Origin of the sequence: Rhodococcus yunnanensis NBRC 103083 (assembly GCF_001895005.1) — a bacterium.
Lineage (GTDB): Bacteria > Actinomycetota > Actinomycetes > Mycobacteriales > Mycobacteriaceae > Rhodococcoides > Rhodococcoides yunnanense.
The window spans coordinates 389,658-404,552 of record NZ_BCXH01000002.1 but is presented as its reverse complement, the minus strand read 5'-3'; the positions used below and the strand labels follow the sequence as shown (position 1 = coordinate 404,552).

At 62.5% G+C, this 14,895-nt stretch carries 11 protein-coding genes, 1 tRNA gene and 2 pseudogenes; 9 read left to right on the top strand and 5 right to left on the bottom strand.

From position 1 onward, the window contains the following. Positions 1-393, top strand: coding sequence for a holo-ACP synthase AcpS (acpS, locus tag RY1_RS06225; RefSeq protein ID WP_068421023.1), 393 nt, complete (start codon positions 1-3; stop codon positions 391-393). 67 nt (positions 394-460) lie between these two features. Here the strand turns inward: acpS and RY1_RS06220 are convergent, their stop codons facing one another. Continuing rightward, positions 461-1,087, bottom strand: a complete 627-nt coding sequence (locus tag RY1_RS06220; protein ID WP_084727219.1) for a TetR/AcrR family transcriptional regulator — start codon at positions 1,085-1,087, stop codon at positions 461-463. A 349-nt stretch (positions 1,088-1,436) separates the two neighbouring features. On the opposite strand from RY1_RS06220, the gene RY1_RS06215 reads away from it, so the two are divergent. Further along, positions 1,437-2,732 (top strand): DUF7159 family protein, encoded by a 1,296-nt coding sequence (locus tag RY1_RS06215; RefSeq protein WP_245819509.1) that lies wholly within the window; start codon positions 1,437-1,439, stop codon positions 2,730-2,732. Between the two features lie 63 nt (positions 2,733-2,795). Further along, positions 2,796-4,142, top strand: a complete 1,347-nt coding sequence (locus tag RY1_RS06210; RefSeq protein ID WP_072802626.1) for a dipeptidase — start codon at positions 2,796-2,798, stop codon at positions 4,140-4,142. Here the strand turns inward: RY1_RS06210 and bcp are convergent. Then, the gene (bcp, locus tag RY1_RS06205) at positions 4,131-4,604 is read right to left on the bottom strand and encodes a thioredoxin-dependent thiol peroxidase (protein WP_072802625.1); all 474 of its coding nucleotides are present in this window, start codon (positions 4,602-4,604) and stop codon (positions 4,131-4,133) included. The genes RY1_RS06210 and bcp overlap by 12 nt on opposite strands. 77 nt (positions 4,605-4,681) lie before the next feature. Here bcp and RY1_RS06200 point away from each other — a divergent pair, with 77 nt between their 5' ends. Together RY1_RS06200 and RY1_RS06195 are read left to right on the top strand one after the other, a co-directional pair. Further along, positions 4,682-4,903 carry a DUF3618 domain-containing protein gene (locus tag RY1_RS06200; protein WP_072802624.1) on the top strand — a complete coding sequence of 74 codons (222 nt, stop codon included), beginning with the start codon at positions 4,682-4,684 and terminating at the stop codon, positions 4,901-4,903. A 92-nt stretch (positions 4,904-4,995) separates the two neighbouring features. Then, positions 4,996-5,069: transfer RNA gene (locus tag RY1_RS06195), tRNA-Lys, on the top strand. A 933-nt stretch (positions 5,070-6,002) separates the two neighbouring features. On the opposite strand, the pseudogene RY1_RS06180 reads toward RY1_RS06195, so the two are convergent. Then, positions 6,003-7,395: pseudogene (locus tag RY1_RS06180) on the bottom strand (IS1380 family transposase). 942 nt (positions 7,396-8,337) lie between these two features. On the opposite strand from RY1_RS06180, the gene RY1_RS06175 reads away from it, so the two are divergent. From RY1_RS06175 to RY1_RS30510, 3 genes and pseudogenes are all read left to right on the top strand, one after another. Then, complete coding sequence (locus RY1_RS06175; protein ID WP_072802621.1) at positions 8,338-9,150, top strand: LLM class flavin-dependent oxidoreductase; 813 nt, start codon at positions 8,338-8,340, stop codon at positions 9,148-9,150. 840 nt (positions 9,151-9,990) lie between these two features. After that, positions 9,991-10,188 (top strand): hypothetical protein, encoded by a 198-nt coding sequence (locus RY1_RS30905; protein ID WP_306305348.1) that lies wholly within the window; start codon positions 9,991-9,993, stop codon positions 10,186-10,188. Next, positions 10,148-10,339: pseudogene (locus tag RY1_RS30510) on the top strand (ATP-binding protein); the annotation flags it as partial. The gene RY1_RS30905 and the pseudogene RY1_RS30510, both read left to right, overlap by 41 nt. A gap of 266 nt (positions 10,340-10,605) precedes the next feature. Here RY1_RS30510 and RY1_RS06160 read toward each other — a convergent pair. Continuing rightward, positions 10,606-11,790 carry a DUF726 domain-containing protein gene (locus tag RY1_RS06160; protein ID WP_245819508.1) on the bottom strand — a complete coding sequence of 395 codons (1,185 nt, stop codon included), beginning with the start codon at positions 11,788-11,790 and terminating at the stop codon, positions 10,606-10,608. 494 nt (positions 11,791-12,284) lie between these two features. Next, positions 12,285-12,956, bottom strand: a complete 672-nt coding sequence (locus RY1_RS06155; RefSeq protein ID WP_072802617.1) for a hypothetical protein — start codon at positions 12,954-12,956, stop codon at positions 12,285-12,287. A 350-nt stretch (positions 12,957-13,306) separates the two neighbouring features. Between RY1_RS06155 and RY1_RS06150 the strand changes: the two genes are divergently transcribed. After that, complete coding sequence (locus RY1_RS06150) at positions 13,307-13,861, top strand: hypothetical protein (RefSeq protein ID WP_072802616.1); 555 nt, start codon at positions 13,307-13,309, stop codon at positions 13,859-13,861. Positions 13,862-14,895: the final 1,034 nt, after the last annotated feature.

Here is a 14,895-nt window from a genome sequence, read left to right as displayed (position 1 = left end):
ATGGCGATCCTGGGAGTAGGTTTCGACCTGGTGACCGTGTCCGACTTCGCCGAGCAAATGGAGAAGGTCGGCACGACGATGATCCGCGACAGTTTCACCGCGGGTGAGCGTCGGCACGCGGCGACGAAGAGTTCCGACCCGGCCCGCCACTACGCAGCACGGTGGGCCGCGAAGGAAGCGGTGTTGAAGGCCTGGGCGACGTCACGGTTCGCCCGGCCACCGCAGATCGGTGACAACCCGTACCCCCTGATCGAGGTCGTCAACGATGCGTGGGGTCGACCGTCGATCAAGCTGCACGGCATGGCCTTGGAGTTCCTGCCGACGGTGAAGATCCACCTCTCGCTCACTCACGACGGCGACATCGCTGCAGCAGTGGCGATCCTGGAGGAATAGGTTCGCGTAACGAACAACGCCGGTCCACTGACTAAGTGGGCCGGCGTTGTTCGTATGGACCGAGCGACTAGTCGACGGACGAGCCCGAACGCCTGCTCTCTTTCTCGGCGACGAGCAGGTAGGCCGTCATGATTCGTTTGAGCTCGGCGACGGCGTCCTCGTGGCTCTGGCCGTCCTGGATGGAGAAGTTGAGCATCGAGTACACGACGTGGACGAGGACCTGTGCCATCAGATTGCGCCGGGCCCTGGGCGTTCGGGGTGTCAGCGGGCCGAGCATGCGTGCGACCTGGTCGGAGAATTCGCGTTCGTGGATGACGCCCGTTGCCCGAGTCGACGGTGTGGACTGCATCGCGAGCCACACTTCGCGGCGAGACGGGTCCGACATCCACATGCCCGCCATGTGATCGACGAAGTTGTTGAGGAATCGGAGCCAGTCGAGCGAGGGCACCTCACCGTTGAATTCGGCGAGTTCCTGCTGCACACCGACCAGATCCTGCCGGTTCAGCTCACACACGATGACGTATTTGTTCGCGAAGAACTGGTAGAGCGTCCCGATCGGGAGCTCGGCACGGGCCGCGACTTCCTCGCAGGTGAAGGATTCGAATCCGACGTCACTGAGCAGATCTCTCGACGCTGCGAGCAGGGCGTCGAACTTTCTCTGGCTTCGTTCCTGCGTCGGGCGCCTGCGGGGCATGAGCTCCTGCGTCTCGACCGTCGATTCGAGCGCGGCGTCGAGGCGTCTCGCAGACTGGGCGCTAGCAGAGGAATCCACCTGCTCAGGCTAGCGGCCGGGGGAGTGTTCGTTCCACAACGCGCGGAAACGGATCGCAGACGGCATCGGGAGATCGAAGATCGGGTGTCAAGCCCGACGCGCCCGCTCGTTCGAGGGTTCATGAAAAGTCATAGGTCGTTTTCTGGTCAAGAAACCAGTCTTTAGGTATGGTTCACAGGATTGGTTACGTTTTCAAGCAGGGTGTACGACGCGGATTCCGCATCGGCGGGGCTCATGTCGAGAGCCTTCCCCTCAGGTACAGGAGAAACGCGTGGCAACCATTGGACTTTCCCTAGAGTCCGGTTCGGTGTACGCCGTCTTGTTCGACACGAAGGCAGACGCTGTCGTCGCGAATCGGGTGACGTCGCTGTCGGAAGGCGTGGCGAAGGCGCTGCCCATTGCCCTCGACGGCATGCGGGCCGCCGCACGACGACGCAGCATCGATGTCGATGCCGTGGGCGTCGTGTACTCCTCCGAGGCAGAGCGAGATCGACTCACGACCGTGGTGGGTGAGTGCGGATCGGCCGATGTGTCGATGTACTCCGCGTCGTCTGCCTTCCTCGGCTGGCTCGCCAGGTCACCCGGGTTCGACGAGTCGAGTCGCGTCCTTCTTTATTACATGGGCGAGTCGAGCGTGTCGATTTCGCTCGCCGATGTGAAGGGTGGGCAGCTGTCGGCCGCGAAGACCGCAACGCTGGATTCGATGAGTCCCGAGCGGATCGGCAGTACCGTGCCGCTCGCCTGGGAGATTCTCGACGAGGCATCGGTGAAAGCCGACTCGGTGGCGCTGTTCGGTGACCGTTCGAGCAACAGGGACCTGGTTGACATTCTCGAACTCGGCCTCGGTGTACCCGTCGTGCGCGTCCGTGATGCGGATCAGGTCGCTGCGCGCGGTGCGGCATTGCTCGCTGCCGACAGTGTGCCGTCGCAGACGATGCCCACGGCAGCGATGACGGCGCCTGCACCGGTCAACGCTGCGCCGTCGGTCGCTCCGGCGCCGGTGCTCGCGGTGATACCGCCTGCTCCCGTCTCGCGTCGACCCGTTCCGCGCAAGAAACTGGTGCTCACTGCCGCCCTCCTTGCCGGTGTGCTCTCGGGAGGTGTGGCCCTCGCGTCGACGCTTCCCAGTGACAGCGACACCGCCACGGTTCCCGCCGCCGCCGAATCTTCCGACCCGACCGGCATCGACACCAATCTCGTCGGATCGACTTCGAGCGTCCAGGTGACACAACCTGCGCCGGCTCCCGCGCCGGTTCCAGTGGTTCCGGTCGTCGAACCCGAGCCGATCGCCCCGGCGGCGATCGATCCCGAGACCCTCGCGCCCATTCGGACGCAGGCACCGGTCGTCGCGCAGGGGACCGTGGAGACCCCTACGCCTATTCCCACGCAATCGATCCCGCCGAACGCGGCGGTCGTGCCGCACCCGACCGTCGAGGCGCCCGAATTCGCCGTTCCGGCGATCATCCCCGAACCGGGCAAGTCGCAGGAGCAGCTGGAACAGGAGGCGTGGGACCGCCATTGGCAGCACACCGCCGAGTGGCTGGCGCAGGAGATCTCCGGAAACTGACATTTCGATCGATGACACAATGACGCTCGATGGTTCTTGCCCGAGTGTGTGTCAGGAGTACCGATGCCGGATGTTCGGTCCACGATTTCCGCCGATATGCCCCGTGCCCGCCGCGAGCTCGAGGAGCTCGTCGCGTTCCGATCCGTGCACGACGAGCGTCAGTTTCCGCGTGAAGAGTGTGTCGCAGCGGCCAACTGGGTTCGGACTGCTTTCCTCGACGCGGGTATCGGCGCGGTCGAACTGATCGAGACGACGGATCGCTCGCTGGCCGTCGTCGGGCATACGCCTGCACCGCCCGGCGCGCCGACGGTGTTGCTCTACTCGCACTACGACGTGCAGCCCCCGGGTGAACGCGCGCTGTGGGACAGCGAGCCGTTCCAACTGACCGAACGCGACGGCCGTTGGTACGGGCGGGGATCAGCGGACTGCAAGGGCAACGTCATCATGCACCTGCTCGCGCTGCGCGCACTCGGCGCTGATCCGGGGATCGGAATCACGATCGTGTCCGAAGGGTCCGAGGAAATGGGGACCGGCGGGCTGGAGGCGCTCGTCGAGCAACGGCCCGAGTTGTTCGCGTCGGACATCATCATCATCGCCGACACCGGCAATGCCGCAGTCGGTCGGCCGACGGTGACGACGACGCTACGCGGGATCGCCAACGTCGTCGTCCGAGTCGACACGCTCGAGGGCGAAGTGCATTCCGGAATGTACGGAGGACCCGCGCCCGACGCCCTCGCAGCTTTGGTCCAATTGCTCGCTTCGCTGCGAGACGAGCACGGCAACACCGTCGTCGACGGCCTGGAGGCCGATCAATCGTGGGATGGCATCGATTACCCGGCCGATCGGTTCCGTGCCGATGCGGGCGTTCTGGACGGTGTGGAGCTGGCCGGATCGGCGTCGGTGGCCGACGCGGTGTGGGCACGTCCGGCGCTGACGATTCTCGGCATCGACTGCCCACCTGTCGTCGGATCCGCGGCGGCGATCTCGCCGACGGCATCCGCACGGCTCAATCTGCGTGTGCCGCCCGGTATCGACGCGCAGCAGGCTCAGGATGCATTGACGGCTCATCTGGAGTCACACGCGCCGTGGAGGGCTCGCGTGACGGTCGAACCCGAGGCCATCGGTTCGCCGTTTCGAGCGCGCACCGATGGGCCCGGATACGCGGCGCTCTCGGAGTCGTTGACCGAGGCATTCGGCGCCCCTGTCGCATCGGCCGGACAGGGAGGCTCGATTCCGCTGTGCAACGTTCTCGCCCAGACGTTCCCGAAAGCCGAGATCGTGCTGATGGGCGTCGAAGAACCGCTGTGCCGGATCCACGCCCCGAACGAGAGCGTCGACCCGACGGAAATCGAGAACCTCGCCGTCGCCGAAGCCTTGTTCCTGCAGAAGCTGGGGTCGTCAGACCGATAGATCGCGGCGGAGCTTCGCCACGTGCCCGGTGGCGCGCACGTTGTACTGAGCCACCTCGATCTTGCCTGCTTCGTCGACGAGGAACGTCGAACGAATGACACCTTCGTAGACCTTGCCGTAGTTCTTCTTCTCACCGAAGGCGCCCCACGCCTGCAGCGTCGTCTTCTCGACATCCGAGAGCAACGGGAAGTTCAACCCCTCGGCGTCCCGGAACTTGGCGAGCTTCGCAGGCTTGTCCGGGGAAATGCCGATGACCCCCAGGCCCTCACCGTTCAGCTCGGCCAAGCTGTCTCGGAAATCGCACGCCTGCTTCGTGCAGCCGGGAGTGCTGGCCGCGGGATAGAAGTAGACGATCACTTTCTTGCCCGCGTAGTCGGCGAGCGAGACGTCGTTCCCGTCGGCGTCGGGCAATGTGAACGCCGGAGCGATGTCGCCGGCCTCTAGCTTCTTGTTGTCGGTCACCTGACGAGACTATCGAAATCCGCCAGTGCTCTACGCTCGACGGTGACACACAAGATTTGCGACACGTTGGAGGACATGTGGCCAGGGATACCGACAAGATCGAGCGCGAGATCGAGGCCGCTCGCAACCAGCTCGCCAGCACCCTCGACGAGCTGAGCGTCCGAGCCAGCCCCAAGCGGATCGTGGAGAGCACCAAACAGACTCTTGTCGCCAAGCTGAACGAGCCCCCGGTCAAGTTCACTCTCATCGGCGTCGGCGCTGTCGTCGCAGTTCTGGTCGTTCGCAGGATCTTCCGCTGACCGTCTGAGCCCTCTGACCAGGCGATTTCCCATCCGACGGTTTCTCCTGTTAATGTTTCTCCCGCACCGCAGTGAACACGCGGTGCGGATCGGCGCCATTAGCTCAGTTGGTTAGAGCAGCTGACTCTTAATCAGCGGGTCCGGGGTTCGAGTCCCTGATGGCGCACAACGAGTGCCCCTGAACAGTGTTTCGCTGTTCAGGGGCGCTTTTTGTTGTTTGAGATCGCCTGGGAGTCTGCGAAGTTCGCGAAAATGGTCGACGCTCTGACCTGCGGGTTCTTATGCCGCATAGGGCGTTACGGAGACTTGAATCCCAATCGCATTATTCGGGGAGACAAGTTCGAGCAGCCTGCTGCTGAACTGCGCAATCGCGCGCTCGAATCCACGATCGGCTCGCCGACGGACGCCTGTGGACGCTCAACTCATCACTTCCTCATCTTTTTGAAACCGTGGCCCACCTGAACGCTGGTGGTTCGTCACGGATCTGCGGGGGCAAGCTGGCCGTCGGTGTCTACCGCTAGATGTCTGCGAGCATGACTCGCCAGAGGTGTGCTGCGAGGTGTCGTTGAGTGACGCGTAGCCGATCGTGGTGGCTTACCGTCGGCGATTTTCTTGTCGTAGGACGCGCTGCCAGGAGTCGATGGCAGGGGAACATGGATCATTCCGATCGTATGCATGGCGGAGTTGAGTTGGATCTCCGTAGCGAGACAATCGGCGATGTGAACGTCCGCGCTCGCAATCTGTATGGGTGCGGTGCCGGTGTAGCTGGCGTATGCGTCGGCGGTTGGGAATCGGCTAGCGCGCGGGCGCTGCGGCCGAGGATCGCTGCGAGCGTCAACGCGAGTGAACACGACGACAATGACCGACGGAACCGTCACGCCGAGCGCCGCCGTCATAACCAGAGTCGGAAAACTGTCTCTAGGAGTCTTCTGCCACAAGCCTCGATCTTTCTTCCTGGTGATGTGCTGGCCTGAGCGGGTCGTTGGTGTGCTTGGAGCTCATCGGCGCACGATGGCGCGGCCGATGTCGATCGGCGGCGCTCGGGTCCACAGTCTGAGGTAGGTGTTCTTTCGGGGTCGTCGGGTCAGGTGAAGTGTGGTCAGGCGGGCGCGGGTAGCGCTGCCAGCCGGGTCAATGCGATGACGACGAGGACCGACCATGTCGCCGTCTTCGACAACTTCAGAAAGACGCGTCGCGCATGTTTCGTGAAGCGTGCCGCGATCGAGAACAGCCGCAGGCGAACACGTTTCGGTTCCGACCTGCGTGCTTCGTGGTCGGTGAAGCCGAGCATCTGAGTCCACGCCATCGAGTCCAGGGCGAGCTGCACGATCGTCAACCAGATCCGGTTCTGGTCGAATCCGTGCAACGGAAAATTGGTCGGCCCGCTGTCCTTCGCGGAGCGGATACGGTCCTCGCAGCGGGCGCGGCGACGGTGCTGCAGTTCGAGATCCTGCACCTGGCCGCGCACTGTGTTGGTGGCGAACGCCGTCAATCGAAGACCGTCGGAATCGTTGAACCGCAACTGAGCGCCGGGGTGTGGGCGCTCTTTCCTGATGATGACGCGCATGCCGGTCGGCCATGTCGTGAGGTCGAGGACACCGGTGGCGTCGATGACCGATGCGCCGTCCCGGACCTTCTCGGCGTGGTCGACGGCGACTGAGCAGGCACTGTCGGGGACGCCGGCGAGGGCGGTGACCATCGCGTGGGTGAGACCGAACCCGATCGAATACGACACTCCGCTGTTGTGCAGCCAGGTCAGGTACTTGTGGCTGCTCCGGCGCCGTCGGTACGGACGAGGACTATCTTTCCTGGCCGGGCAGTGTGGACGTTCGGTAACTGCGCCAATGCTTTCCGAGTGACAGCGATGTGATCGTCTGCAGTGTTGGATCCCGCGTTACCAGGTCTCAGCAACGCTGCGGCGGGTTCACCGGTCCCGTCGATTCCGTGGTCGACGAACGCCAACGGGGGGGAAATCCGAATCCGCGTTTGTAGGTCGGAGCCGCAGATTCCTTCTCGGAGTGGGTTGTGACGAGGGCGGCGTCGAGGTCGATGACGATCGGGTTCTGTGCGGTGATGTCGTGATCGGGCGCGCGTTCACCGGCATGTCCCCACGCCGCAGCGCGGGCGGATGCTCGGGCGGTGTCGATGGCGGGAAGCACGGCGGTGCATCAGCGGCCAACACGGCCAACAGCCGCGACACGGTCGGATCGGAGGGCGCCTTGCCGAACACGGCGGTGTGCTCACGCAGAGTCGCGATGTCGGCGAGGCAGTCCCCATCGAGAGTCAATGACACCGCGAGGTCGGTGATGATCTTGCCGAGATCGAAGTGCGCCAAAGGTTTACGTCACGGTGACAGTTTCTGCGAGAGCGGCTGTTGACAGTCCGGTGACTTCGGCGGTGCGGAGCAGCGTCACCGCTCCGGCGTGCGACACGACACCGGTTCCGGTGGCATCGACGGACAGGGCGGGGTACGGCGAAGTGGACTTGCTCACCAGAATGGTGCTCCTCGTGGTGGGTGGGTTTCAACTGTGGTAACTCCAATTACCCCAGTTCAGAGCACTGTTCTTCTGTTCTGGCACGCCACGCCTACCTACCGTGGTGAAAGCCCGAGGCTAGAACACGGTGGTCCGACTATCGGGGACCTGCCAACTCGGGCTCAGTGCAATTTTTGACAGCCGATTTCGCAGACATTGGGTAATGACCTGCTTTCGCGGCGAGTTTCGGCGTTCTTCGTGCGCTCTGCATGGGGGGTGCGTCGGGGTGCGGTCGCGGCGCCGAGCAGCACAACCGACGATGTCGGCGTCGGGGAGCCCACCAAGCTCAAAACCGTGCACCTCGGCAGAGAGATCATGCGCGCGTGGGGGAACGAGGTCCCGGACATGGTCGTCGGTTATGTTGCTGCGTGTGTTTTTAGGTGCGACTTCAATCCGCAAGGCACCCGCCCGACATTGCGTTCGATCAGCGAGGCATGTGCCCTTGCGGTCGGTCCGAGGCGCTTGGCCACGTCGCGGGATACATCCGGATCAGCCTGTGCAGCGAATGCATTCGGTATGCCTTCGTTGCGGCGCTGAGCCCACAGATCTTGTGAGCAGCAGGCTTTCCGTCATTCCCTCTCACCTGCCAGTTCGACTACGCTGAGTCTGGTCGAACCGGAGTTCACGTACTACGCAGGGGAGTAGGTGAACGTTGGTGTGCTTGCAGGCTCACGGGATGTCGACACGAGCATGGAGTTTGTGCCTCGCCCGTCCGGTGGAAATCGATTCATCTCGCGGAGCGAAACTCGGCGCCGACATCATCGAGACGATTCGGCGAGACCGTTGCGAATTCAACAGACGACGATGAAATTGCCTGCGTCCAAATTAAATTCGGAAATTCCTGGCCAAGAGTCGTCAAGTCTCGGCGACTCAACCGACGTCCCACCGTCGCCGGGCGACGTGGAGTATTGGACCAGTAGCTACGCGACTCCGGGGTTCGCCGCCGGCTACGCCGCCACACTGGAGGCGGAGGGCTGGTCCGGGACGGGAATCGTCGACTCGCAATGTACATCCGGTGACACTGTTGTTGCCGCGACTCTCGCGACTGTTGCAACGTCCCGCCTGCGTATCGGTACGTCCGTAACGAACTCGGTGACGCGGCACCCAGCCGTGCTTGCCTCAGCAGCGGCTGCACTTCAGGCCGAGTCTGGGGGACGATTTGTCCTTGGAATCGGCCGTGGAGACTCAGCACTCGCCCATATCGGACTGGCACCAGCGCCTCTCGCGCAGTTCGAACGATTCCTCGAACGCCTGCAGATGTACCTCGCGGGCGACGACGTTCCCTTCGATCTGGACACCGATATGGTCGGCGGTCTGCGCTCCGTCGAATCGCTTGGGATGACAGGCGCCCCCGAAGTAAGTCGACTGCGATGGTTAGGCGTGGTCCCTCCGCAGCCCAAGGTTCCAGTCGACGTCGCTGCGACCGGACCGAAAATGATCGGCATTGCTGCACGCCTCGCCGACGCTATCACCTTGGGCGTAGGCGTCGATCGAGATCGTGTGGCGTGGGCAATCGACTTGGCTCGACGAACGCGAGAAGCGGCAGGATCGGATCCGAGCAAGTTGCTTATAGGGGCGTACGTTCCGCTGATGGTCGACGATGACCGCGACGCAGCACGGGAGGCACTGCGAGGGCATGTCGGCTCGTATGCACGATTTTCCGTCATGCAGAAAGGTAGCGGCGGCCCTGTAGCCCAATCCCAGTCGGCGTAGCTTGCTGCCGTCAGGAAGAACTACGACATGCGGTCGCACTTCAAACACGGATCCCCGCAGGGGCAAGCCGCGACCACCGAGGTTCTCGACGCCTTCTCGATCGCAGGACCCGCGGACTACTGCCTGGAGCGCCTAGGGCAATTGTATGACATGGGCGTACGCCGCTTTCAACTCATGGGCCCTGGCGTAGGTGCCCGCCCGCACTCGTCGCAGACTGGCGCGCCCGTGTCGTAGAGACAATTCTACCGGTGGCGCTCGGATGACACAGGGGTTGCTGAAACGGTATGTGGGGCATTCGAAGGCACGCGTCGGTGCGGTTTTCAGCGGAAGGGAATCGGGTGATCAGCCGACCCTATGACCACCGTACGACCCCCGAAAAGCGAGCAGGTCCACTGATCCCCTGTGTCGTCTGCCATCAGCATGGAACCATTTCGATCTGATTTTGCCAGGGTGATGGGACCGCCTGGATTGCCAGTTGTGGGACCACCGGCGCGCTTTGCCGGTGGTTTCGTCGTTTGCTCGATCGATCGTCTGTGACAGCACGAAGCACGTCACGGAGGTCGGTGAGCATGGCTTTTCGGGAGATCGGGGTGAACGAAATCAGACAAGTACTGCGATTGTGACTCGGGATGGCGGTACTACCGGCTTCTGGGCTGCAGAAGATCGCCGAGCACGCTGAGATGGACCGTAAGACTGTCCGCCCTGACCGCCCGCACGGACACGGCGCGGGAGCAGCTCGTGCCCCATCAAGAGCAGATCAGCAAGTGGGTGGAAGGCGATGGTGAACAGTAGCCGCTCACCATCGCCAAAATCGAAGTCCTGCTTGCCCGTAGGGGCTGCGTGGCGCCATATCGAACGTTGCACCGTCTCGCCACTGAGCGGTGCGGTTTCGGCCGCAAGAACCTGACTGTCCGCGTCGTCGACGGCGACCCGGGGATCGAATGCCAGGTCGACTTCGGATACCTGGGGATGCTCACCGACCCCGAGGATGCGCGAGAGCAATCGAGGGGTCGGCTCGTGGGGAACAGTCCTCGGTGATGACACCGTCGCAGCAGCGATGCTCGACCTGCTCCTGCATCGATCGGTGGTGCTTGATGTGTCGGGCGATTCCCACCGGCTCCGCGACCACAACGCACGCTCGGAGAAACTACGCACAGCCACTACTGGGACCCGTCAACCGCTACAGTGACCACCGCTATCGGATGTGCACTTTCGGAGAGCGAAGTTGAACATTTTCGATGAGCACCGTCATGACTCGGCTGCACGGAGTGCTGATACCGCAGCATCTTCGAACTCGTCGTAGTACCGGCGGCCTCGCACCGAAACAGGACACACTGTCAACCCGGCTTTGACGGTGCGGTAACTGAGTATTCCGCGACTACGCACGTCTACGTCGACCGCCCGATTTGGACCGAAACTCCGACAAGGGAGCCTAAGTTGGCCGCAAAGGTTTGATCAGTTGAGCTGCACGCTGTGAAGATACTGCGAATGACCAGCGACAATAGCGGAGACGTTGTGGTCGTGGATGCGGGCGAACTCGGTGCGGAAGCCAAGGAATCCGACCGCCGATTGCCCTGCTTGGGCGGTCTTATAGGCGTATTTGAGGACACCGTCGTTCGATGAGTGGTAGTTGTGCACCGCGCCGGTGACTGCTTTGCTGAGAAGTCGCCAGTCACCCTTCGCCCCGATTGCGGCGCCTAGTAGGTGGACTGTGTCGATTTTCGGCTTGTTCTTCGACGTCGCAAGGGTTTCGGCCGCTGTGGCTACGACGCGGGCACCAAGGCTGTGTCCGACAAGCACGTAGCTTTTTGCATCGGTTCTCGCCAAAAGTCCTGCAAGTGCCACACCCGTTCGGTCTGCCTTTACTTTCGCGGTGTGCCAGGGGTTTTTGGCAACGGCTGCTACCGCGAGCGCGGGTGCCAGCGGTCCGAGCTTGTTCGCGCCCGCCTTTCCTGCTTTGGCAGCCAGCCCCTTGATTCCGAGCGCCGCTGCCGGTTGTCCACCCAGCGCTTTGGCCATCGATGCCAAGTCGCCGAGGTCATTGCTTCCCCAGTGGACTCGATAGATCGGTGAACCCGGGTAGCGTCGTGTGACAAGCTTCTTCCAGTCTGCGCGTGTGTCCGTCCCCTCGCTGAACAGTCCATTCGCGACGATCACGGCTACCCCGGATCCTGGTTTGATCAGTTCGATGTTGAACGACTTGTCGGCACCGATGTACGCAGTTGTCACAGAACTGCCCAGTGCACCTCCGAGGGCTCCACCGACGGCTGCGACGACTGCTGTCCCGCCTGCCATGCCCAGTCCACCCGCAGCGATCGAGCCACCACCGAGCAGAGCCAATCCGTAACTGGTCGCCGCAGCGCCCGTGTAGCCACCGCCAGCGATGCTCAGACTGCCGATTGCTCCGCCGATCGCGGGCGCTGCAAGAAAGGCGCCGGTCGCGAGCGCGCCCGCGGAAAGTACGGAGATCACAGCTACCCGTGACCCTAGTGCAAGGTTGCGACGCTCGAAATTAAGGAATTCGTGGTAGTCCTCCAGCGCCCCAAAGCTCTCCGACGCTGTTTCGAATCCGGGGATCTCATGTTTGTGCTCGGCGCAGTACCGCGGCACGAGCACGGCTGCGAAACCTCGGGTGGCCATGTTCGCGCATCCTGGACCTGCGCATCCCAGCGTCGGCGATCCGCACGATTCGCACAGGTATGCCGGGATCGTGCCGAATCCTTGCGTCAAGCGTCGATGGTCGCTTCGGGTGAAGCATGCTGAACACCAAGAATTTTTCGACGCGGTACCTAACTTGTCGACCAGTTCTGCGATGCCGGCTGCAGTCTTCCTGTGTGCCTTCGCCTGCTCACGGTGACTTGTCCGCTCGACGCCCTCCGGCAGGGTGCGGTCTAGATGATCGTGTTTAGCGTATGCCCATGCGTTGTGAACCAGGGCTGGGTTGGTGCCCAACGCGTCGTCACCCAGAACGCGGGGCTCGAGATCGCCGAGTGCGCCGTTGCAGCGCATCGTCAACCCTGCCGGGCTGCGGACCTCGCATTCGAATTCGGCGTTGCCGAGTGAGCGAAATACGACTTCAGCGGACTTTCCCACCATTTGCCTTCCTGAATTCTTCGACCAGCTTCGAAGCGAATCTATAGCGTGTGTTCGGCTCGCTGCAGGTTGCCCTCTCGTAAAGCAACGTCGGCCTCGTTTGGGTTCACGCCGGCATGACGAGATCTCAGCGATGGCGTTCTGGTCGCAGCGGAAAAGGGTTCGGGTACCCGGCCGGTATCCCGTGATAATGGCGAGAGCCGGTTGTTTCGGCGTTTGACCCACCGCCCGACGAGACCCACGCAGTATCCGATCAATCCGATCAACGTCACGCGAACGATCACGAGCGCGACGGTGGATGCCCCGACGTCGAACAGTCCGGCGCAGGCAGCGGATACGCCCCACACGGCGAAGCCGTAGACAAACGTCCCTGCGAACCACGCCTGTGCCTGCGCTTCTCTACGGGCGCGCCCACGGGGGAGAGTGCGAATCTGCCGTCGAAGGTACGAGGCGAACAGAACTGCGCCCGTGACGAGGGCTACCGCTACCGCGATACCTATGATGCACGCCAGGATGCTCATCACGAGTTCAACCGGGATGCCTGTAACCCAGCTGATCAAGGACGAGAACAGCGCGAACACGACCAGCACTGCGAAGCCCGTCGTACCCATCAAGCCTACGTGCCCTCGGCCGAGTGACTTCGCTTCGCGCGGAACGCCCAGTCGCACCGACCCGAACAGAGGTCCGATACTTCCGCCCAGTCGCAGGCCCATGTTCACGATCTCCGATCTATGATGCGGCCGGTTCGAAACCGGCAGGTTGTCGAAGCATCCGTGTTCCCCACCCGCCCTCGTGGAACGACCCGGACCCGTTCGAGGCTGCGCTCAGCCATCGCGGAGGCTGTACCGCTCGGGAAGTCCGCCCCGTTACACCCGATCGAGAACTTGCGGCCTGGTGGGACTCCTCGGACCCGGCGCTGGGAGCGCGCGAGTTCGACAAGGACCATTGCGAACTCGTCACCTTCGACTGACACCGCAAGTCTCCCGCGCCACGTTCCCGTCGGTCGGCCCCATTAGGATCTTGGGATCGAACAACGATCGTCGTCCAGGAAGTGTGCCCCGAGATGAATGTTCCGCTGACCCGCCGCGATGTTCGCGAGCCTGTTCGGCGCAGTGTGCAGAAGTTGGGATTCTCCGACGCGAGCACCCGCAAGGGCGCTGCGGATCAGACCTTTCACATCGACGGTAAAAGGGTGATCGGACGCGGAACAGTCTCATCGGAACCCGTCGGGGTCGACACACTGCGCACTCTTTACCGGGACGTCTATCTACTCGGCCGGATGAAGAACAAAGTCAGACTCCACACCGCGCACGGCGGGTACAGTACCGAGGCTCGACAGTTCGCGCGTGAGAACGGTATTCGTCTTTACACGCTCACGTCGAAGGGTGAGTTGCGGCGCCTAGGTCGTGGCCCAGTGATCGCGGGCCGCACGTTGGACCGTATCGCCGTCTACTCGGTCGGGGTGTTACTCGCGTTCGTAGTGTTGGGGTGGGTGCTCACACACCTGGAGACCGCCGGGACGGTGCTTCTCGTGGTCGTCGCGGTGGCGGTAGCCATCCCGGTGCTGTGGATTCTGTGGCTGATCCTCGACATCACGGGATACCGAGGCCGGAAATAGCAATGGGCTGATATGGGAAAGTATTCACGGCCTCTCTGGGCACGGTGCGCGTCGAAGGCTTGCGTTAGTAATGTCGCTCAGAACTCGGCGACATTCCGGGTGTGAAGGTTCTTCGGATTGCCGCTCTCTCGACCGCGGTCGGGGTCGCCCTCCTAGTGAGCTCGGGTGTAGCCAACGCTTCGCCGGGGACATGTCCTGCCACCCCATGTGGCTGCCGAATGGTTGTGGCCAGCGTACGTAATTCTGTGGGGCATCGGGTACTCGCTGCGCAACGGCATCAACCCGGTCACCGGTTACCCGTGGTGAGCCCGACACGGCGATCACTCAAGCGATTGCACATCGCCGAGAGGCTGGACGGGTGGATGACGCTGAACCGATTGCAGGCGTGAGATAGTGACGCACGCAGCCGTCCTGTTCTGTATGTCGACACTGGTTCGACTTTTGTAGGTGGCCACCCGAATGACCGGCACGTCGCTGCGAAACGGGTGTCATGGCACGTACCCGAAATTGATTGCCGCGTTGGTCGGTCCGGTCGAAGCGCGTTCGAGTGACGCACCCGAGACGACAACCGAGGCGCACCTGCAATCACCCGCATGACTTGCCGAGGCCTATCGAGTAGAGCGCAACCACCGATGCGGGCTGACTCAGTGAATACCGATCGATATTGTTGCCGACGGCTCGGGTCGAGTTCGGGGCAATCTTAGTACTTGATCTAGTCGGTTTCGCGGCGAAGTCTGACTTCGAATTCATAGCGGCGAATTCGATGTCGCCGGATCGGATACAAACTGTGTGAATGCCTGGTTCGCTATAGGTGAGAGGGATCGACGCCGACTGGCCTGTTGCGTTGTTCAACCAAGAAGTCGACGGGATTTCAACATTGTTCGTTCCTAAGGCATGCAGCGCGCCTTCCGGAGTAGCCACAGCGAGGCCAAAATTCAGAAGAGCGTTCGCGCTTATTGATCCGAATTCGACTGTGAACGCCACGTTCATTACCGTCTCGCAAGTAAAACTGGGTACCCAGAAGAAGTCCCAGC